This window comes from Micromonospora sp. SH-82, assembly GCF_051132485.1.
GTDB lineage: Bacteria > Actinomycetota > Actinomycetes > Mycobacteriales > Micromonosporaceae > Micromonospora.
In genome coordinates this window covers 3,539,855-3,560,737 of the sequence record NZ_CP148049.1, presented here as the reverse complement: position 1 = coordinate 3,560,737, position 20,883 = coordinate 3,539,855, and the positions used below count along the sequence as shown (strand labels likewise).

Sequence of the window (20,883 nt, the reverse complement as noted above, 5' to 3'; positions counted from 1 at the left end):
TCCCCCTCGTGGTCGTGGTCAGGACAGCACCAACGGCTGACCGGCGAAGTAGTCGAGCAGTGGTTGGGCGGCGCTCGTGCGCGACGGTGGGTGGAAGACGAGCGGCCGGGCTGCGGAGGCCAGGTAGGCGACGTCGCTGGAGCGGATGAAGGACAGCCCGCCGAGCAACTCGACGGCGAGGTCCACCGCCCGGCCGATCGCCTCCTGGGCGGCGTAGCGGGCGACCAGGACGGCGGCGACGGCCTCGTCGCCGTCGACCCCGTCCAGGACGGCCCGGGCCACGCCCTCCACTCCGGCGATCGCCGACTCCAGGCCGATGGCGACCGCCGCCCGGTCCGTCACGCTGCCCCGGCCGCTGGCCACCACCTGTTCCACCAGGGCGCTCGCCGCCCCGAGATAGACCGAGGTGATCATCATTTCGAACCAGACGAATCCGGAGGTCTGCAGGTCGTCGAGGCGCTGCGGGTCGTCCGGCACGGTCCGGATGATCAGTTCCTCCGGTACGTGCACGTCGGTGAGTCGGACCTCGTCGGTCTCGGCGGCCGGCAGCACGTAGGTCGCCCAGAACGGGTCGACCGAGATGCCGGGAGCGTCGGCCGGGATGAGCAGCACCGCCAGCGTCGTCCCGCCGTCGGGGTCGGGCAGGGCGACGCTGGCGGTCAGCAGATCCATCGAGGCGGAGAGGCTGCACGGCTTCTTGCTGCCGCTGATCAGGAAGCCGCCGCCGGGTGCCGGACGGGCCGTCACGCTCGGCGTCAGGATGTTCGCGTTCGGCTTCCCCTCCGCCCAGCCGGACGCCATCAGCAACCCTTCCGGGGCGACCCGGTGCAGCAGGGCCGTCTGTTCCGGGGTCAGCCGACCGGCGGTCTCGGCCAGGGTGAACAGCATCGCCACGGTGAAGTGGTGCATCGTCACCGCCGCGCCGAGGGAGGGGGCGTACGACGAGACGGCACGGGTCACCCGTACCGCGTCCAGGGCGTTCGCCCCGGCGCCAGCGTGCGCCGTCGGTACGAGCAGCCCGGCGCCGCCGTGCGCGCGGAACGTCTTGATCGAGGTGCTCTGCGACGACTCGTGCTCGGCCAACGGTGCGGCGGCCAACGCCGCGCAGAGGCCGGGATGGAGTCTCTCGCAGGTCGCGCGGGCGACGTCGAGGGAGCGCATTGTCGGTTACCTCCGGGGGATGCGGAGAGGAGAGGGACCGGACGTGGTGCCGGTCAGTCGCCGAACACGGCGGTGCGTGGGCGGATGCCCCGGGAGATGCTGACCCCCTGCAGGTGGGAGGTCTTGAGGATCGGGTAGTTGGCCTCACCGAAGGCTCCGCCGGTGAGACCGGTCCCCCCGTGACTGGGCAGGTAGGGCAGGAACCCGATGTGCGAGTCGTTGACCTTCAGCAGACCACCGTTGTTGATCCGGGTGACGAACCGGTCGACGACCTCCGACGAGGTGGCCCACAACGAGTTGCGCAGCCCGTAGCTGTTGTCGTTGAGGAAGTCGACGAAGCGGTCCAGCAGCAGTTCGTCCGCGGCGGGTTCCGCGACGACCAGCGGGATGAGCGGAAAGAACGTCTCGTGCCGCACGATGTCGAAGCGCCGGGCGTCACGCAGGCCGTCGACCCGGACCACCGTCGGTTCGAGGAAGACACCGGTATCGGAGGGCGTGCCGTCCAGTTCGGTCCGACGACCACCGCAGACCAGCTCGGCGCCGTTGCGCATCGCCTGGTCGAGCAGGCGGAAGAACTTCTCGCTACGGCGTACCGGGGACAACAGCACCCCGCGTTCCTCCGGGTAGCCCGGACGGACGTTGCCCACCTCCTCGCGGACCAGCCCGATCAGCTCCTCGGCGATGGCAGGGTGGGCGAGCACGTAGTTGGGGACCATGCAGATCTGGCCGGAGCCGTAGAAGCACTCGGCGATCGCCTCGGCGGCCAGCTTGAGGTCGGCGTCGCGCCAGACGACGAGGCCGTCGTTGCCGGCGAGTTCGAGGATGGGTTTCTTGCCCCGGGCCACGCACTCCTGCTCGAAGCGCAGCCCCTCCTCGCTGCCGCCGAAGTACAGGATGTCGTCGACACCCGGGTGCTCCAGCCAGCGGTTCAGCGTCTGCTGCGGTTTGCCGCAGATCACGTTGAGGGTGCCGGGCGGGGCACCCAACTCCTCAAGGAGGGGGGCGACCAGCTCCTTGAGGACGTACATGGTGCTCAGGGCGATGCTGCGGGGCGCCCGTACGACGACGGTGTTGCCCGCCATCAGGATGAGGACCGCCAGTGCCGCGCTGGGCGCGGGGGCGTTCTGCGGTGGGTTGATGCAGACCACGCCGTCGGGGCACCGCCGGACGATCAGCCTGCGGTCGGCGTGGTCGAATTCGGTGGCCATCTGCTGGCGGTACCAGTCACAGCTCTCGTCGCTGTAGACCTGCTCCAGGCAGGACAGCTCCCACTCGGCGAGCATCCGGGGATGCGCCTCGGCCATCAGCAGCGACAGGAGTTCCTCTCGGTGCTCCCGGAGCTTGGCGCGGAACATCGGGCCGAGTCGCATCCGGGTGGACAGTGGCGTCGCCGCCCATCCCGCCTTCGCCGACACCGCCGCGTCCACCGCGGCGTCGACGTCAGCCAGGGTCGCCACCCCACACCGGCCGACGACGTACGGGTGGAGGGACTCCGGTGATTCCGGATTCTGCTCCAGCGTTCTCTTGACGTTCACACTGGTGAAGACATCTTCGAGAAGTGACCGTGCGGTGAGTGTGTACACCCATCCCTCGCCCGCGACGTCCCGGCCGGCGATGTACGACTCGTAGCTGCGCACCTGGTCGATCACGGCCTGCGGCCGCCCGGCGAGTGACGAGCCGTCGGACGGCACCACATCGACCTCAGAGGCAATAGACACGCGAGTTATCTCCCATCACCGATGTTCGGAGCGGAAACGCCCCCTCCCAAACACACGGAGAATTGTCGCAGCGACCCCTGACGCGGACCTGACACCAACCTGACGTCAAATTGACGTTGATCGATCTGCACGTATTCGTTTGCGGCTGCTCGGTCACCGCTCCTCGGTGAGCGCGGCGTACAACAGTGCGGACAGTTCCCCGGCAGTCATGTCGGTCAGACCCGCGCCGAAGGAATCGGCCACAGCCATGGTGCCGCCCTGGGCGAGGAACTTCCCCCGGACCAACTCCCCGTGCCGACGACGGGTGTCCGGACCGGCCGCACCCAGGGGCACCGATCGCTCCCGGGTGACCGAACGGCCGTCCACCAGCCGTACCGTGACCCGGGCCGGCGTTGCCTTGGTCGCGTCCCGGAACGTCTCGTCGGAGCCCGCCTCCCCGGCGGCCACCAGGGCGAGTTCGGCCAGCTCCGCCCCGACGAACTGCGACAACCACGGCCGCGCCCGTTCACCGGCCCGCCGCAACGCCGCGCCGAACGGGGCCACCGAGGCGAACAGCTGTCGGGACATCTGCGGGTCGTGGACCAGTCGGACGGTGCGGGCCAGCGCCCACCGGGCCGGGTCGCGCATCTCCCGGCTGTCGAAGTCCTCCACCCGCAGGTCGCCGGTGAGCAGCGCGGTCGCCACCGGATAGCCGGTGCCGAGCAGGAGGGCACTGAGCGGGGTGTCCGGACCGGCCTCGTAGCTCTCCGCCAGGCGACCGGCGAAGAGCGTGTAGACCGAGGCGGCGATCTCGACGCCGGCCACCGGGGTCCCGCGCACCTCCCGGTGCAGCTCGACAGCGCAGTCCACCGCCGCGTCGATGCCCGGTCCCCCCGGACGGAGCTTGAACGACAGCGTGTCGGTGTGCCAGCGGCGTCCCAGCTCCTCGGTCACCAGGTCGGGCAGGGGCACCGTGGCGAAACGCGCCAGGAAACCCCGCGGGTGTTCGAGCACGTCGGCCGGGCCGGTCAGGCCCGCGGCGGCGGCGTCGCAGGCGTCCATCGCGGCCCGGACCGGGGTCACGACGTGGACCAGCTTGGCGTCGCCGCCCAGGAAGGCGTGCATCGCCGGCCAGGGCGGAGCGGCGAAGGCCAGACTCATCGCGTTCGCCCACCGCCGGGCCGACGCTCCCTCGCTCGCCAGTCGACCCGCCACCGCACCGGCCAGGTGGGTGTGCAGGGCACTCTGCCCGCGCAGTGGACCGAGGGTGGCGGCGGCGGTGATCCGGGCGGCGCACTCGTTGGCCACCACCACGGCGTTCACCAGGCTCTGTCCATCGGTCCGTCCGGCCAGCGCCCAGGCCATCGGGACGGCGACGGTCGACGGGGCCAGGTGCCCGGCGTACGCGGTGTCGTCCAGGTTCAACCACGAGCCCAGGGCACCCAGGACCACCGCGCAGCGGCGCGGGTCCCGCTGCCGGACCGGCCCGTACGCCTGCAGCAGGGCGGCGCTCTTGGAGTGCCTCAGCCCGGCCCTGATCGCCGCGATCTGGGCGAGGATCTGACTTGTCGCCAGGGCGCGGACCCGCTCCGGCACGTCGGTGGGTCGCAGGTCGCAGGCCCACTGCGCCAGCCGGGTCAGCAGTGGACCGTCGGCTGGTGCCGGCGAGTCGGATCTCATGGATGCCTCCGGGACACCGTCAGCCGAGCGTCCGCCCGGCGTGGCAGACGACAGGTAGCCGGCCGGGCAACACCTCCAGCGTCACGGTGGTGTGCTCACGCGGCAGCAGTTCCCCGTCGTGCTCGAACCAGAACGGCTCCCCGTCCTGTCGGCTCAGGACGATCCGTCGGCCGGTGGCGTAGACGACGCCGGGTCGCCCGAGGTGCGCCGCCCGCCGGGTCAGCTCCGGCACGTCGGCGGCGCGCGTCTCGGCACCGATGACGCAGACGTCGAGGAGGCCGTCGTCGAGGATCGACCGGGGAAGGACCTGGTACTGGCCGCCGCGGTACCGGCCGCCGCCGACGTTCGCCAGCACCGTCGGGCCGTCGTGGACGACCACACCGTCGACCTCGACCCGGCCCGGGTAGGGGCGGTTCGCCTCGGCGGCACGGGCGAGCGCCTCCCGGTAGCGCGGTCGACCCGACAGCGGTACGTCCCGGGCGTAGGTCAGGGCCTCGGCGATCAGTCCGGAACACGCTCCCAGCAGGACGATCTCGTCGGTCTCGACCAACCGGCACAGGTCGAGCCTGCGGACCTCCGCGGTGACCGGCCCGTTCCACCGTCGGGACAGGGCTGCCGTCACCGCCGTCGGCCAGGCGCAGTCGTTCCAGTGCGCGAGGTAGTTGGAGTTGCCGGTCCCGGCCGGGACGACCATGAGTGCCGGCCCCCGGCCCGGGTGGCGGGTCGCCGCAGTGAAGCCCTCGACCACCTCACGGACGGTGCCGTCCCCGCCGACGGCGAAGACGATGCCCGGACCTCCGGTGCTCTGCTCGGCTGCGGCCCGGGCGGCGTCGGTGGCGTCACCACGGCCCGTGGTCCAGTGCACCCGGACCTCGGGCAGGAACTGTCGACACCGGGCCACGAGTTCCGTCACCAGTTCCTGGCCGCACGTGCCGGCCGCAGGATTCGCGATTATCAGCCCGGGTGAGCAGCGCATCTCGTCCAGTGACACGACGCCTCTTTTCTCGGGCTCTTCGCTGCGGAGAGGGCAGGATTCGAACGCTGCGTGGGCTGAAAGCCCGACCGAGTTGGACTCGGCCCCCAATAGGCCACTTCGGGTACCTCTCCTCGTCGTCCACTCCGTCCGATCCTCTCGGCCGTCGTTGTTCGACGAGATGACTGTGACCCGTCGACCTGACCATTGCCTGACAGCTCGCTGACGACAGTTTTTCGACCCCTATCAACCGCTCCGACAACCCGTAGCATGGGTTCACGGAAGCCAATGCACGCGAAAACCAGAGTGGACGAGGAGACCGAGGTGACCACGTCACTGACCGCCAGCCATCCCGCGTTGGCCGCCATCCACGACTACCCGTCGGCCGACAATCCGAGTTCCTTTCTCGCGGTGAGCGAGGGCAACTCCTACTTCCAACTGCCAGACCATCCCGGACTGATCGTCTACCGACGGACCGGCCGTTTCCTGGTGCAGCTCGGCGGGCCGTTCGCCCCGACCGGGTCGTACCGCGAACTGCTTGAGGCGTTCCGGTCGACGGCGCGCGAGCAGGGACTGGGCCTGGTCGGCGTCCAGTTGCAGCGCTACGACGCGCAGCTCTATGCCGATGCCGGGTTCACTGTCAACCAGGTCGGCGCGTCGTGGGCCCGCAGCCTGTCCACCTTCTCGCTAGCCGGCACCAAGTTCATGCAGTTGCGCAACAAGATCTCCCGGGCGAAGCGGGCCGGACTCGACGTCGTGGAGGTCCACGACGACGCGGTGTTCCCCCGGCTGCGCGAGATCGACAGGCTCTGGTTGCGCGACAAGGGCGAGCAGACCCGAGAGCTGGAGTACCTGGTCGGTCGGTACGGCGACCGGATGCAGCCCCACCGCCGGATGTTCGTCGGCTTCATCGACGGCGACCCGGTCGGCTACATCTCCTACTCCCCCGTGTACGGCAACCGGCCGGGCTGGATGCACGACCTGAGCCGACGGGTGCCCAGCAGGATCCCGGGGATCATGGAGGCGATCAACGTGGCCGCCGTCGAGACCTTCCGCGCCGAGGAGGTCGCCTGGCTGCACTTCGGGTTCACGCCCTTCACCGGCCTGCACGACGACCACGAGATGCCCGGACACGACGTGGGGTTCCGTCGGTTCATGGAGCTGCTGTGGGCGCACGGTGAGGCGGTCTATCCGGCCCAGTCCCAGCTGGCGTACAAGCAGAAGTGGGCGCCCGACCTGTTGTTGCCGGAGTACGTCGCGTTCGACGGCCCGGCGAGCGTCGCCGGCTTCGCCCACATCTTCCGCGCCTCGAACGCGTTCTGAGCAGTCCGGGCGGTCGTCGGCCGCCCCGGCCCCGACATCCACGAGGAGTGCGACATGACGGAGGATCACGAGACCCGGGTCGGCCTGGCTTTGCAGCGGGTCGTGGAGCTGTTCGCCGCCGTCTGCGGAGCCCCGGACGACGAGCGGGTTGCCGGCGACGCCGACGCCGCACTCGCCGACCTCAACCAGCTGCTCGGCGCCGGGACGCGGTGACGGGGTCCGCCGGTCGGACCTCGGTCGTGGTCCGGCTCGACTGACCTGCCCGGGCACCGGCACCGCCGCCGTCGGTCACACCGACGGCGGCACAGGGCGCGACCCCCTGTCGGACGGCGGGTCGCGCCCGTTTTTCGATGTCCGGACCGGACCGCCGCCGGCACGACCGGCGGCGGGGGTCACAGCGGGCTGTCGCGCAGCGCCAGGTGGTCCTGCCGGGCCTGCAGGTCGGGGTGATGGGCCAGGATGGCCCGCTCGTGGTTGCGCAAGACCGGTGACGGTTCGATGCCCAACTCCTCGAGCATCCGGTTGCGCATCCACCGGTAGACCCCCAGTGCGTCGGTCTGTCGACCGCAGCGGTATAGCGCCACCATCAACTGCTCGCAGAGTCGCTCGTTCGGTGACTCGGCCCGGACCAGTTCGGTGAGCTCGGGGATGATGGCGGTGTGCAGGCCGACGCGCAGTTCGCTGTCGAAGAGCAGTTGCAGGGCGGCCAGTCGACACTCGTCGAGGCGTACGGCGGCGGCCTGCGCGGCGAGTCCGATGGCAGCGCCACCGAAGGCCGGCCCCTGCCACAGCGCCAACGCCTCCCGCAGCCGATAGGCGGTCTCGGTCGGGTCGGTCTCGGCGGTCAGTCGCGCCTGCGCCAGAGCCCGGGTGAACACCATCGCATCGATCTTCGCACCGGCCAGCGTCAGGCGGTAACCGCCGGCCTGGGCGATGAGCCGCGTCTCGGCGAAGTCCGGTTCGATGGCCTGAAGCTTGCGGCGCAAGCGACTGACGTGCGCCTGGAGGGCGTTCTCCACCCGGTCCGGCGGGTCGTCGCCCCACAGCTCCGTCACCAGCGACCCGGTCGACAGCATCTGCCCCTCGGCAGACAGCAACGCTGCCAGCAGTGTGCACTGCAGGCCTCGGCGAAAGTAGGCCATTCGCTCTGCGGAACCGACTGCGACTCGCCCCAGAATCCAGAAATTCACCGCTCCCCCATCACGCCCGGAATCCACCCGAAAAGTGACATCCAGTTGAGGACCTCACTGGTGTGATCGCGCCGATCAGGTCGCGCACGGGACGGGGATCAGCATGGCTGCCGGAAGGAAGATCCAGACAGTCAGATCCGCTCGGTGAGTCACCTCACCGGGATGCACCACCCAGTTTTCCCATCGCGATCCACGCCGAAGACTACCCAGCAAAAGTGCCACAAGTCAACGACGTCAGTCTATTAAATTTAGATCATGGAGACGCAATCGCCCATGTCGCAATTGTCCTTCTCGGATGCGGGAAAAAGCGCCAGAAAACCCCGAACCCTAAAACGCGTAGTGGGCACCCACCAACTGTTCTCGCCGCTCAAGCACGACCTCGGGGGCAGCGACCCCCTCGCGATCGAACCCCGCACCGACTGTCGCTCTTCGCACCACGGAGGTCACCCTCCGATGCCAGCCGGCTCGCCGGACGGCATGATCTGGGTGCTTGGTGATCTTATATCCCTTCTGGGGCCCGACACTGCGGAGCACCGGCAGCCCCGCCCCACCTCCGCAGGAAACCCACCGATCCGGCCCGAGTCTTACCTTTGACGTAATGGACAGCAGGCCGACCACCTTGCAGGATGACACCGACAAGCGTCTTCCACACACGTTCGATCATTCTGCGGAACGAGCAGACGGCATCTGGATCGGGCACCATAAACACGCCCGGACCGGAAACTGCGTCGCCGGGATGGCCGCATATCGCGCCGGCGTACCTGCGCGGTGGCGTGGACCGCATCAACGCTCCACCAATGTGAGGGGAATTTCATCGTGTCGAGAACCGCGAATCTGGCCTCGACCGGACCGGGTGGCCCACCGACCGCCGTCGAACCGGACAGTCGTCACCGGTGGATCGTGATGCCGGTGGTCCTCGCGGCGGTCTTCATGGTCGCGCTGGACTTCTTCATCGTGAACGTCGCCATTCCCTCGACCCAACGCGAGCTGAACGCGAGCCCTGCGGCCATTCAATTCATCATCGCCGGCTACTGGCTCTCGCTCGCCGCCGGACTGATCATCTGCGGCCGGCTGGGTGACCTCTACGGGCGCCGCCGGATCTTCCTGCTCGGCCTCACCGCGTTCACCGTCGCCTCCGTCGCGTGCGGGCTCGCCCCGACCGCCGAGTTCCTGGTGATCTCCCGGGTGGCCCAGGGGCTGTCGGCCGCCCTCCTGATGCCCCAGGGTCTGGCGATCCTCGGTGTGGTCTACTCCGGTCCCGCCCGGGCGCGGGCGTACACCGCGTACGCCCTCACCCTCGGGCTCGCCTCGGTCTGCGGTCAGCTCATCGGCGGGCTGCTGATCGAGGCCGACCTGTTCGGGCTCAGCTGGCGCAACTGCTACCTGGTGAACCTGCCCATCGGGCTGGCCACCATCGCGCTCACGATCCGGTTCGTGCCGGAGTCCCGGGCGGAGACCCGGACCTCCCTGGACCTCGTCGGGACCGCACTGATCGCCGCCGGCCTGGTGGCGCTGGTCCTGCCGCTGGTCCTCGGACGTGAACAGGGTTGGCCGCTGTGGACATGGCTGATGCTGGCCGCCGCGCCCGTCCTGCTCGTCACGTTCGCCCGCCACCAGGCCATCCTGGGCAGACGGGCCGGCGGTCCGCTGATCGACATGCGACTCTTCCGCGCCCGCGCGTTCAGCGTCGGCCTGCTGGCCACGGTGCTGTTCAACATGCTGATGGGCTCGTTCTTCCTGTTCCTCGCCCTGTACCTGCAGGAGGGGAAGGGCATGACCCCGTTGCAGTCCGGCCTGATCTTCACGCCGATCGCCACGGGCTACTTCCTCGCGTCCCTGCTCTCGGAGCGCATCGCGGCCCGCATCGGTCGCCACGTGCTCACCGTCGGGTCGGTGGTGATGTTCGCGGGGCTGCTGCTGACCTATTTGAGCGTGGCGCGCATCGGCGACGAGGGGGGTCACGCCTCGCTGATTCCCGGCTTCACCCTCGCCGGCGCGGGCATGGGACTCATCCTCGGCCCGCTGACCAACACGGTCCTGGCCAACCTCGACCCCGAGTACGCCGGGGCGGCCTCCGGGGTGCTGGCCACCGCCCAGCAGGTCGGTGGCGCCGTCGGCGTGGCGATCATCGGTGTCGTCTTCTACGACACCCTCGGTCTCGCCCCCCAGCCCGGCGACTACCCCGATGCGTTCCTGGCCGGAATGGTCTGGGTGACCGTGTTCGCGGTGCTCATCGGGCTGCTCGTCCAACTTCTTCCCCGACACCGGCCGGCCGACTGAGAGGGATCACCACGATGAACAGCGCGGACACCCGCGTCCAGCACGTGCCCGAGGACATCAAGCGGGAGGCGTACCGTCGGTTGGCCCTCAGCGGGCCGGAAGTGCTCGACCCGCCGTCGATCGCCGAATCACTGGGCCTTCCCCGGGAGGACGTCCTCGCCCAGTTCCCCAATTCCGCCGCCCTGTTGACAGCACTCGTGATGCGGGCCTACGAAGCTATGGGCGCCAGTGCCGAGAAGGGGGCCGCCGACGCCCGGAAGAAAGGGCTCGGTTCCCTCGCCGAATGGGAGTCCGCCTGCCAGGGCATGCGGGTCTGGGCGCAGGCGAACCCGGCCCAGTTCACCCTGATCTGGGGTCCCCCACGACCCGGATACAGCGCACCACCGGAATCGGTGGTGGTGGGCGCACGCGCGGCCGTCGTCCTCGTCGACATCCTCCGGCAGGCGACGAAGGCGGGGCGGGTATCCGCAGCCCAGCCGGGTGAACCAGCCACCTCCGCCGGCATGCGGCGCAACGTGCAGAACCTGTCCCACGGCATGCTGGCGGGCCTCCCGGACGACGTGATCGCCCGTCTGCTCGTCGCGTGGACACAACTGCTCGGCATGATCGGCTTCGCGGTGTACGGGCACGTCAACGGATTCGCCGAGGACCCCGACGCCTTCTTCGACCACGCGGCGACGGCGATGGGCAGGTTCGTCGGTCTCCGATAACGACGACGATGAGTCGGAACGCAGTCGGACCGCGTCCGGGAAAGACATTTCTCTGGGCGCGGTCCTCGCGTCCGTCGACGACATCCTCCGCCCGTCAGTGGATTGTCAGGGAAGTCGCACACCATTAGTCGCGTATCGGGAACAACGACGCGACGGAGGTAGTAGTCCGGTGACTTTGGACCAGGAAGAGAATGTCCTGTCGTGGCCGTTTCCGCGACAGGAGGACGGCACCGCCCCTTCCATTCTGTCCACCCTGCGTGAAGGGCCGCCGTGTGCGGTGCTGATCCCGGCCGGGGCGACCGCCGAGCGTCGGGCCTGGCTGGTCACCCGCTACCCGGACGTCCGGCAGGCCCTGATGGACGTCCGACTCAGCGCCGACGAACTGCTGCCCGGCGCACCGGTCCGGATTCAGATCCCGCCGGGGCAGCGCCCCTCGTCCTTCCTCCGGATGGACGATCCGGAGCACGGACGGCTCCGGGGGATGATCGCCAGCCAGTTCACCGCCCGGCGGGTGCGCGCCATGCGGTCGGCCATCGAAGCCCTCACCGAACGGCTGTTGGACGACTTCGCCGCCCAGCCGCAACCCGCCGACCTGCACGACGCGTTCTCCCGCAAGCTCCCCACGATGGTGATCGCGAACCTGCTGGGTGTGCCGGACAAGGACCATGCCTTCTTCGTCGAGAAGACCCGGGTGACCATCTCACAGGGTGACCCGGAACGCTCGCTCGCCGCCTACCTGGAGATGAGCAACTACCTCGCCGAACTCGCCGAGCGCAAGCAGGCGGACCCGCAGGACGACCTGATGAGTCAGCTCGCCGTGGAGCGGCTCAGCACCGGCGAGATCGACCTCGACCAGCTGGTCGGCATCGCGCGGCTGGTCCTCGTCGCCGGCCACGAGACCACCACCAACCAGATCGCCTTGAACATCCTCACCCTCCTCGCCGACGCCGACCTCAGGGCCGAGGTGCTCGCCGACGACGGAAAGCTGGTCCCGGCGTTCATCGAGGAGTCGATGAGGTACTGGTCGATCTCCCAGGACGCCATCGTGCGGCTCGTGACCGAGGATCTCGACCTCGGTGGCCGACAGATGAACAAGGGTGACGCGGTGGTCATCTCCATCCCCGCCGGCAACCACGACCCGACCGCATTCCCGGAACCCCACCGCATCGACCTGCGGCGCGACAGTCAGCGGCACCTCCAGTGGGGGGTGGGGACGCACTACTGCCAGGGTGCCCCGCTGGCCCGGGAGGAGATGGTCGTCTCGATCCGGCGGCTGTTCGAGAGGTTCCCGAACCTGCGTCTCGCCACCACCAACCCCAACGAGCTGTTCCGGCGGGGCACCGTCTTCCACGGTGTCGAGTCGCTGCCGGTCACCTGGTAGCGGGGCGAGGAGATCCCGTGCCCTTCGTCGACAGCCACGACGGCACCAGCCTCTTCTACTCCGACAGCGGGCAGGGCCGCCCCCTCGTCCTGCTCAGCAGCGCGACGATGGGTCACCAACTGTGGGACCTGCACGTACCCACCCTGACCGAGCAGGGGCGGCGCTGTGTCACGTACGACCGTCGTGGCCACGGCCGCTCCGACTGGCCCTGGCACGGCTACGACTACGACGTCCTGGCCGACGACCTCCACCACCTTGTCGAAGAGCTCGACCTCGACCGGGTGACGCTGGTCGGCAACGCGATGGGCTGCGGTGAGGTGGTGCGGTACCTGTCCCGCCACGGGTCGGCCCGGGTGGAGCGGATCGTGCTGGTGGCCACCACCACGCCCATGTTGGCCGTCTCCCCCACCAACCCGGACGGGCTCGACCTCGGGGTCCTGGAGACCATGCTGACAGGGCTGCGCACGGACCGGCCCGGATACACCGCCCAGATCACCCTGCCCTTCTTCGCCGGTCCCGGAGCGTCCCCCGGCGACCTGCCGATCTCCCAGGAGCTGGCCGGGTGGATGGGACAGCAGTCGTTGAACTCCTCGCTGCGCGCCGCGACGGAGGTGTACCGGACCCTGTTCACCACCGACCTCCGGCCCGACCTGGGAAAGATCGACGTGCCGACGCTCCTGGTCCACGGTCGCCGGGACCCGGTGGCCCCGATCGCCCTCTGCGCTGAACAGTCGGCCGACGAGATCCGCGACAGCCGGCTCGTGGTGTACGACGACGCCTCCCACGGTCTGGTCGTGACCCACGCCGCACGCCTGGTGCAGGAGCTGCTCGCGGTCACGAGCTGATCGACGACGGTGGCTGGTGTCGGGCGTCGACACCAGCCATCCGGTCGACAGCGGATAGTCGCGACGCCGGTGCGGGTTGCCGGGACAGCGCGGGCAGCGGGAAGCGGAGGTCCACGGCGAGAGCGGTCGCAAGATCAGGACGGCTAGACTCCCGGGCAGGTCGACGCCCCCGGGCCAGGGGCCGACGACGGCGACGAGGACGGGCGACCCCGCCCGACGGACGGGAGGACCCCGATGACCGCAGGCACCACCGTCCACTCCCCCGACGGCACCCCGGTCGTGCTCGGGGAGATCGGTCAGCGGGTCCTGCTGGCCAATTCGCGGGTCCGGGTCTGGGAGGTGGACCTCGCCCCCGGCGAGACCCAGCCGTGGCACCTGCACCACAACCCGTACGTCGTGCTCTGCGTCCAGTCCTCGGACTGCCGGATGGACTGGCTCGACGGCAGCCCGCCCCGATTCATCACCGAGCAGGTGGGCAACGCCATCTACCGGCCGGTCTCCCCGGTGCACATGCTCACCAACCACGGCGACAGGCGGTACCGCAACCGACTGATCGAGGTGCTCGACCTCGGGGAGGAGGCCTCGGGTGAGGCCCTCGAACAGTGGTCCGGCACGCCGACGGTCCCCGCCACCGCTGTCACCGTCCTGGACCTCGACGAGGTGACCGTCCGACGTCTCACCGCCGAGCCCGGGGTCGAGCACACCTGGCAGGCCGGCACGGTCCCGGCCGTCGTCGTCCCCCTCGAAGGGGGGCCGGGTGTCGACTCCACCCCGGACGGCGGGGTGCGCTACCTGAACCCCGGGGAGACGTACGCGGTCCGCAACCCGGGCGAGACGCCGTACGAGGTCCAGATCGTGGAGTTGCGTCACCTGCGATCCCGGTGAGGCGACCCGCACGAGGGACGGGGTACGCCGACCGGCGTCGATGATCGCGTTGTAGGTTCGGCGGCATGGCGAACCCGGCACCGGACACCCCGCCCGCCCGCAGACTGGTCTGGGCACCCGACGAGGTACGGGTCCGGGTCGACCCGCCCCGGATCGGTACGGGACGGCTGGTGACGACGGCGGCGCTGACCGGCCTGGTCTTCACCTGGCCGCCCGCCTTCCTCGTCCTCACCGCGGCAACCCTGGCCGCGCCGTCGCTCACCGACGGGGCCGGCATCGGGACGACCGCCCGCTGGGCGGCGCAGATCGCCGTGCTCGTCGCGATCGGGGCGGTGGTGACGGTCCTGCGGCGACGCGACACCCCGCCCGAGGTCGCCGACCCGGACCCCGCACCCCGAGCCGTCGCCCTCCGGGTGGCGTTGCACGCCGTGGTCACCGGGGGCAGCGCGGCGGTGGTGCTGGCCTGGCAGGGGCTCGCCGTCGGTCAGGTGACAGCCCTGGCGGTCGCGCTCGTCGTCGTCCTGCATCTGCTGCCGCTGAGCATCGCCCGGCTGGTGAGCCGTCGGCAGGCGGGCGGGACCGCCGGGTCGCGTCCGTGACCCCGGCGCGGGAGCACCCCCACGCCGACGTGTGACCCACGTCACCTGATACTGCGGGTCGGTTCGGCGTCGCCGGAGCACCGGGACACCCGCCCGGCGTACCTTTGCGCCCCTTTCGCCGCTCTCCATGAGCCGCCGCGTCCGAAGTCGCCGACGCGAGGCGTTCCATCGTGTCGGTCGCCCCTGTTAGCGTGCGCTGCGTTGCTGATCATGGCCGCTTTCTTCGGAGATGCGGTTGATGTCCCGCTACGGAGGGTGTACCTGATGGGCTGGCTACCGGTGGGAGACTCGTACGAGATCTCCCTCGTGGACGGCAGGGTGGTGGCCCGGTCCTCCGGCCCACGGGCCACCGGCCGTCCCCTCAAGACACTGCCGAAGGCGCTGCGGGACCACCCCGAGGTGGAGCGGCTGCGTCAGCTCGCCCAGTGGCTGGACCGGCACACCGCCGACTGCCTGGCCCGGGTCGAGGCGTGGGTGGTGTCCTCGCTGCCGGTGCCGACCGCCCTGCTCGCCCGGGTCTGGCCGGACCCGTCGTGGCGGGCCGCCCTCAACGACCTCGTGGTGCTCGCCGACGACCCCACCGCGACCGGCTTCCTGCGCGACGTCACCGACAGCGGGGACCTGCGGGTGGTCAACCTCGACGGCGACACCGTCCGGCTCTGCGCGCCCACCGCCACGCTGCCCCATCCGGTACGCCTGCCGGACCTGACCGACCTCGCCGGTTTCGCCGACGAGCTCGACGTCACCCAGCGGGTGGCGCAACTGCACCGGGGCACCTGGGACCGACCCGCCGACCTGGCCGGGTCGGCCACCGCCCACACCGCCCTCACCGGCACCCGGGTCCCCAACCGGCTGGCCGCCCGCGCCGCCGCCTTCGGTTTCCGGGTCTCCCGGTCGCAGGTCACCTGCCGGGTCTGGGAGGACGGACACCCGGTCGAGGCCGCCCTGCGCTTCGACGAGGACTACTGGGACTCCGAGGCGACCCTCGGGGCCTTGTCCTGGTCGGTGGTGGAGGGGCCGACGCTGCGGCTGACCGAGGTCGGCCCGGTGGCCTGGTCCGAGGGGATGCGGATGGCGACGGCCCTCTCCGGGGCCGCGCCCGCGACGGAGGGGAAGGCATGACCGAGACGACCACCGCCTCCGGCGTGGACCACACCGAGAGCCTGCTCGCCGCCGGAGCGGTCCTGCCGGCCGACCCCGGGAACGCCGGTGACACGGCCGTTCCCCTCACCGCCCGCACCTACCGGCACCCGGCCCTCGGTGACCGCGCCGTGGTCCGCCTGGTCGACTCCGCCCTCGGCGAGGGGGAGGACGCCTCCGTCGGGTTCCTCGGCCTCGAACCGGCCGCCCCACCCGTCGTCGTCGGCCTGGGACCACGCCGTCCGCTGGCCTTCCCGGAGTGGGTCCTCGTCCACCACCCCGACGACGGGCGGCACGCGTTGACGGTGCTCCCGGAGCTGCAGCGGCTGACCAAACAGGCGCGGTCCCGGCCGAAGGCCGCCCTCGACGGGTACCAGGGCGTCGCCGACCGGTTCGCCCGTACCCTGCCGCACGTCCTGCCGACCTTCTTCGAGCAGGCCGCGCGGGTGTTCCTGGACGCCGGGCAGGACACCTACGCGACCCAACTGTTCAACAAGGCCCGCAAGGCCGAGGCGGAGCACGGCCTGCCGATCGACCTGGACCGGATGGACGAGGTGTACGTGGAGTTCGCGTCGGCCACCGTCGTGTCCGCGAGCGCGTTGGCCGGATACGCCAAGGAACTCTCCGCCGGACTTCCTGCCGCCGAGGCCCTCGACCGGTTCTGCCGGTTGGCGCTGCGGGCCGCAGCCGCCGGGGTGGTCCCGTCCATCCCGTCGGCCACCGCCGTCAACCGGCTCGTCCGGGCGGCCGCCAAGGAGACCGGCCGCGCCGACGCCGTCGACCGGGAGGCGGCCTACCTGACCGCCCTGCTCCGGCTGCCGGTGACCGCCGAGGCACCGACCGGCTGGTGGAAGGCGCACCGACCGGCGATGACCACGCTGGCCGGCCGCGATCCGGCGGTCCGTGGTGCCCTGCTCGACCTGATGCCCACCGACCGGGACACGGTGTCGACCTGGCTGGCCCTGCTGGCCGACACCGGTGCCCTCACCGGACTGACCGAACCGGACCTGCCCGACGTCGCCCGCCCGAGCGACGGCTCCGCCGGTTGGTTGCGCCGCCTCCTCGGCCGGACCAACGCCGACGGCTACCACCGGATCCGGGTCCCCGCGCTCTATCCCCTCGTCGAGCGGATGGCCGACCGGCTGCGTACGGAACTGGCCGCCACCGGCACGACCCTCACCGCCGACGCCGACCTGGACCTGCTCGACCTGCTGCTCGGTCTCGGCCTCCCGGTCGCTCCTCCCGCCGAGAACGGCGCCCTGGACCTGGTCCGGTGGTTCACGGTCGACGGGGACCGGGACCTGCGCGCGGTGGCCGCCGACGACCGGTTCACCGGTGCCCTGCGCCGGGGCCTGGACAAGCTCGACGACGAGCCGGACGTCCTGCGGCGGATCGCCGACACCCCGGGCCTGCTGCCGGTCCTGACCGAGTGGCTGCGGGCCAGGATCCGCGACAGGTTCTCCTCCGGGCTGCCGCACCTGCCGGAGGCGGTGGACTGGCTCGGTCGACTCCCGGTCGAGGCGCTCCGCCTGGTCTTCGGCCACCTCGCCCCCGCCGACGGCACCGCCCCGGACGGCGGCCTGGAACAGGCCCTCGACCTCGACCTGCCCGACCACGTCGCCCGGAGCCTGCGCGGCGGGCTGGTCGACGAGCTGAGCTGGCCGGACTGGGAGCGGGCCTGGCAGGAGGTGACCGGCGGAGACCCCGGGGTCACCCTGACCTGGCAGGAGGCCTGGCCGTACGTCGTCCTCGCCGGACCGACCACGGTCCGGGTCCTCGGCGCCGAGGGCGTCGTCCTCCGCCACGACCTGCGGATCCCCGCCGGTGACCTGTGGGGGCAGCCCGGCTACCACTACGTCGACGGTCACCTGCTGGTCTTCTGGCGTTCCCGGGAACTCGGCTACGACCTGCGCGGCTACTGGCACTCGGCACCCGGCGAACCCCAGCTCCTCACCGGCGACGTGCACAGCACCCGGCGCCGCCGCAACAGCATCACACTGCCGTTGCCCGGCGGCGGACGGATCACCGGCGAGGGCGTCCTGCACGTCGGGGACACCGCCGTCCCCGCCGAGGCCCCGGTCATCACCGACGGCACCTCCCACTGGGTGTACCGGCGTGACGACTCCGACCGGCCCGACGACGCCGACCACGGCCCCGGGTGGCGCGAGTACGACCCGGCCGCCGACACCTGCGGTCCGCGGAGCCTGCCCCGATTCCTGGCCGACCTTCCGGCCGACGCACACCTCGTGGCGGCGCAGAGCTGGCTGCGGCCGGCCTTGTCCGACCGGGCGACCCCGGCAGCCGTACCGGTGCAGGGTCTCCTGGGGTGGCGGGTCTCCACCCTGCCCGACGGGTCGGTACGCGGGGAGGACCTGGCCGGACGGACGGTGACCGTCCCGCCCGGGAAGCAGCCGATCGCGGCGCTGGTGCTGCCCGGCGACGACCGGCCACGGGCCGTCCTCAAGGGCTTCGCCCTGGTCGACCCGGACGGAACGGTGTCGGCTGTCGGCGCGACCCCGTCGACCCGGAACTACCGCCGCAGCCCCGTCCCCCTGCCGGGACACGACTTCGTCGGTGCCCTGCTGCCCCGGGACCCGGTCGGGTCGGCGGCACTGCGCCGGGTGGACCGGGACACCGCCGCCGTCCTCGTCGCCGCCGCCCTGGACGAACGCCGCGCCGCCCTGGCCGAGGAGGCCGCACGGGCAGCACTGTGGGCGACGTCCCCGGCGGGGACCGTCGGGTCGACCACCGTCCGACGGGCGGCACCGCCCGGCCCGTCGACGTCCGCGCCCGGTGCCGGATCCCCTGCCGAGGAGCCCGGGGACGCCCTGGTCGACCTGGTCCGTCGAACGATGCCGGAGATCGGCGACGAGGCCCTGCTGGCCGGGGTGGCCGGGGCGGCGCGGCTGGCCGCCAAGGCCTGCACCGACCTGGAGAAGGTCACCGCCGGGCTGCGCCGGTCGGCGTCGGAACCGACGGTCCCGGCGACCACGGCCGGACCCACCGACAGCGAAGTCGGTGCGGCCCTCGACGGTCTGCGGGGCACGGTCCGCCGGACGGGCGGCTCCAGTTCCACAGTCACCCAACTCCGCCTTCTCGCCACCCAGCGTCTCGGCACCGGCGACGGACAGGCCGTCCGGCTGCACCTGGACGGCGTGCCCCTGCCCGCCGCACCGGACTGGTGGTCCCTGGCGGACGCGTCGGCGGCGCTGGCGTACCGGGCGGTGGCTGCGGTGACCCCGCAGGAACACCGGGACACCCTCCGCTCCCTCCTCGACGAACTCGCCGGACTCGACCTGGTCGGCCCGACCGGGACGGCCCGGTGGCGCCGGTTCACCCTCCACCTGCTCGACGGGGACCTGACCGGCCCCGACGGCATGCGCCGCTACCCCCGCCCCGGCGTCCTGCCGCTGTCGGGCGGCGCGTTCGTGGCCGTCTTCGCCCAGAGCGCAACGAGCACCGGCTACCGCTTCGAGGCGCTGTTCCACGACCCGACCGGCCGGTTCGCCGTCCCCGAGCCGTACACGGTCGTCGGCTCGGCCCCCCTCGGCGACGAACGGCCCGACGGCTGGCTGGAACGCCTGCACACCGAGTGGGCCGCGCGCGGCCCACTGCCCTGGCGACCGGAGGCCGCCGAGCGGTTCGCCGACCTGACCGGCGTCACCCCCACCGCCGCCAAGCTCGTCCTGGCCGGCCTGCCCCACCTGGACTCGGGGAACACCGTCGCGGCCGACCTGCGCAAGGCCCTCGACATCGGGCAGGCGGTGGAGGCGAAGCTGGCCTTCGAGGTGCTGCACGAGGCCCGGCCCCGACTACGGCGGGCCGTCCTGTCCGCACTGGTGCCACCGGACCCGGCCCGACTCTGGACCGACGGCCCGGACGTGGCCGCCGCCGCGGCGGTCTGGAACGACGCCCTGGGCCGCCGGACCGCAGTCCCCGAGCGGCTGCTCGCCGAGGCGGTACGCGCGGTCCGGACCGATTGGGGACCGACGAGGGCGCTCCCGGCCCTGCTCGACCCGGCCCGCTCGGCCGAGCTCCGTACCGATCTGGTCTTCCAGGTCAGCGGCGACCGGGCCCGGCCGGTCGACGCAGGGGTGGCGGGCTTCACCGGCCCGGTGCTGCACTCCACCGTGGCCCTCGCCGCGTGGGTCGCCCACCACACCCCCGCCGGTGACCCGGCCCGGGCCGCCCTCCCGGCCGCCCTGGGCGTCCTCCGGGACCGGCTGGGCAACCCCGACCTGCTGCTCGACCTCGGCCGGTACGTCTCGCTGGGCGCGTTCAGGCAGGTGGCGGGCACCCCGTCGGAGACCGGTACGGGTTGGGAGCGGTACGGGGCGATCGTCCTCGCCACCCACGACGACCAGCCCTCGCCCGCCCTACGGCCGGTGCTGCTCGACGCCGAGGGCACCGACCCGTACCTGCCCGCGTTGCGGGCCGACGCGTCCGTCCCGTACCCGATGGAGGTGGCGTTGCGGCTGGTCCGCGACCCGCGCTTCGCGGCCCTGCTCGACGAGCCCGCTCGACCCGACCCCGCCGACCCGGCGACCGACGGGTCGTGGTGGCCGCAGGACCCGACCCGGTCGGTGCCCGACCTGGTCGCCGAGGTGGCGCAGGTGCACGGTCTGGGCGACGACGCGGCGGCGGCGTACCTGATGCTGCTGGCCATGCCGGACCCCACCGACCGGGACACCGCGACGTGGACCGGGTGGCGACCCGCCCGGGCGAAGGCGGCCCGGGCCGAACTGGCCCGCACCGACCTGGTCGTGGAGGCCAGCCGGCCCCGGGCCGGGCGCACCCTGTTCCTGCCCGGCCCCTGGCTGCAACGAGGCAGCGGACAGCTCCCGGTCGAGAGTTGGAAGGCCCCCCTGTTCGACCTGGCACCCGACGGCACCGCCGCCCTCGGGGTGACGGTGCCGCTCGAACCGGTCGCCGACCTCTACCGGCGGGCCTGGCGACGGGTCCGCGACGGCGACCTGCCCCGCTTCGGCGACCCCACCGGCCGAGACGCCCGAGGCTGAC

15 protein-coding genes and 1 tRNA gene are annotated in these 20,883 nt (G+C 71.6%); 10 read left to right on the top strand and 6 right to left on the bottom strand.

Features of this window, described 5'->3' with window-relative positions; translation table 11 throughout:
• Nucleotides 1-18 precede the first annotated feature (18 nt).
• The 5 genes from WHN02_RS16160 to WHN02_RS16140 all read right to left on the bottom strand — a co-directional run bounded on the left by WHN02_RS16160 (nt 19) and on the right by WHN02_RS16140 (nt 5,645).
• Nucleotides 19-1,161, bottom strand: a complete 1,143-nt coding sequence (locus WHN02_RS16160) for an acyl-CoA dehydrogenase (protein ID WP_434739573.1) — start codon at nt 1,159-1,161, stop codon at nt 19-21.
• 53 nt (nt 1,162-1,214) lie between these two features.
• Nucleotides 1,215-2,879, bottom strand: coding sequence for an aldehyde dehydrogenase family protein (locus WHN02_RS16155; RefSeq protein WP_434739572.1), 1,665 nt, complete (start codon nt 2,877-2,879; stop codon nt 1,215-1,217).
• A 153-nt stretch (nt 2,880-3,032) separates the two neighbouring features.
• Nucleotides 3,033-4,538, bottom strand: a complete 1,506-nt coding sequence (locus WHN02_RS16150; protein ID WP_434739571.1) for an MmgE/PrpD family protein — start codon at nt 4,536-4,538, stop codon at nt 3,033-3,035.
• A gap of 19 nt (nt 4,539-4,557) precedes the next feature.
• A complete protein-coding gene (locus tag WHN02_RS16145) occupies nt 4,558-5,451 on the bottom strand; it encodes a diacylglycerol/lipid kinase family protein (protein ID WP_434739570.1) in 894 nt (297 codons plus the stop codon).
• 106 nt (nt 5,452-5,557) lie between these two features.
• A tRNA-Trp gene (locus WHN02_RS16140) sits at nt 5,558-5,645 on the bottom strand.
• 190 nt (nt 5,646-5,835) lie between these two features.
• Between WHN02_RS16140 and WHN02_RS16135 the strand changes: the two genes are divergently transcribed.
• Both WHN02_RS16135 and WHN02_RS16130 read left to right on the top strand, forming a co-directional pair.
• A complete protein-coding gene (locus WHN02_RS16135; protein ID WP_434739569.1) occupies nt 5,836-6,834 on the top strand; it encodes a bifunctional lysylphosphatidylglycerol flippase/synthetase MprF in 999 nt (332 codons plus the stop codon).
• 54 nt (nt 6,835-6,888) lie between these two features.
• Nucleotides 6,889-7,047 carry a hypothetical protein gene (locus WHN02_RS16130; protein WP_434739568.1) on the top strand — a complete coding sequence of 53 codons (159 nt, stop codon included), beginning with the start codon at nt 6,889-6,891 and terminating at the stop codon, nt 7,045-7,047.
• A 179-nt stretch (nt 7,048-7,226) separates the two neighbouring features.
• Here WHN02_RS16130 and WHN02_RS16125 read toward each other — a convergent pair whose 3' ends face one another.
• Nucleotides 7,227-7,931, bottom strand: a complete 705-nt coding sequence (locus WHN02_RS16125; protein WP_434739567.1) for an AfsR/SARP family transcriptional regulator — start codon at nt 7,929-7,931, stop codon at nt 7,227-7,229.
• Between the two features lie 909 nt (nt 7,932-8,840).
• On the opposite strand from WHN02_RS16125, the gene WHN02_RS16120 reads away from it, so the two are divergent.
• From WHN02_RS16120 to WHN02_RS16085, 8 genes are all read left to right on the top strand, one after another.
• A complete protein-coding gene (locus WHN02_RS16120) occupies nt 8,841-10,304 on the top strand; it encodes an MFS transporter (RefSeq protein WP_434739566.1) in 1,464 nt (487 codons plus the stop codon).
• Nucleotides 10,305-10,318: 14 nt separating this feature from the next.
• Complete coding sequence (locus tag WHN02_RS16115; RefSeq protein ID WP_434739565.1) at nt 10,319-11,014, top strand: TetR-like C-terminal domain-containing protein; 696 nt, start codon at nt 10,319-10,321, stop codon at nt 11,012-11,014.
• A gap of 277 nt (nt 11,015-11,291) precedes the next feature.
• Nucleotides 11,292-12,395 (top strand): cytochrome P450, encoded by a 1,104-nt coding sequence (locus tag WHN02_RS16110; protein WP_434739564.1) that lies wholly within the window; start codon nt 11,292-11,294, stop codon nt 12,393-12,395.
• A gap of 17 nt (nt 12,396-12,412) precedes the next feature.
• A complete protein-coding gene (locus WHN02_RS16105) occupies nt 12,413-13,240 on the top strand; it encodes an alpha/beta fold hydrolase (protein WP_434739563.1) in 828 nt (275 codons plus the stop codon).
• A gap of 234 nt (nt 13,241-13,474) precedes the next feature.
• A complete protein-coding gene (locus WHN02_RS16100; protein ID WP_434739562.1) occupies nt 13,475-14,125 on the top strand; it encodes a hypothetical protein in 651 nt (216 codons plus the stop codon).
• A gap of 65 nt (nt 14,126-14,190) precedes the next feature.
• The gene (locus WHN02_RS16095; RefSeq protein ID WP_434739561.1) at nt 14,191-14,724 is read left to right on the top strand and encodes a hypothetical protein; all 534 of its coding nucleotides are present in this window, start codon (nt 14,191-14,193) and stop codon (nt 14,722-14,724) included.
• A 264-nt stretch (nt 14,725-14,988) separates the two neighbouring features.
• Nucleotides 14,989-15,846, top strand: coding sequence for a DUF4132 domain-containing protein (locus WHN02_RS16090; RefSeq protein WP_434739560.1), 858 nt, complete (start codon nt 14,989-14,991; stop codon nt 15,844-15,846).
• Nucleotides 15,843-20,882, top strand: coding sequence for a hypothetical protein (locus WHN02_RS16085; protein WP_434739559.1), 5,040 nt, complete (start codon nt 15,843-15,845; stop codon nt 20,880-20,882). Before WHN02_RS16090 ends, WHN02_RS16085 begins: the two co-directional genes overlap by 4 nt.
• The last annotated feature ends 1 nt before the right edge of the window (nt 20,883 follow it).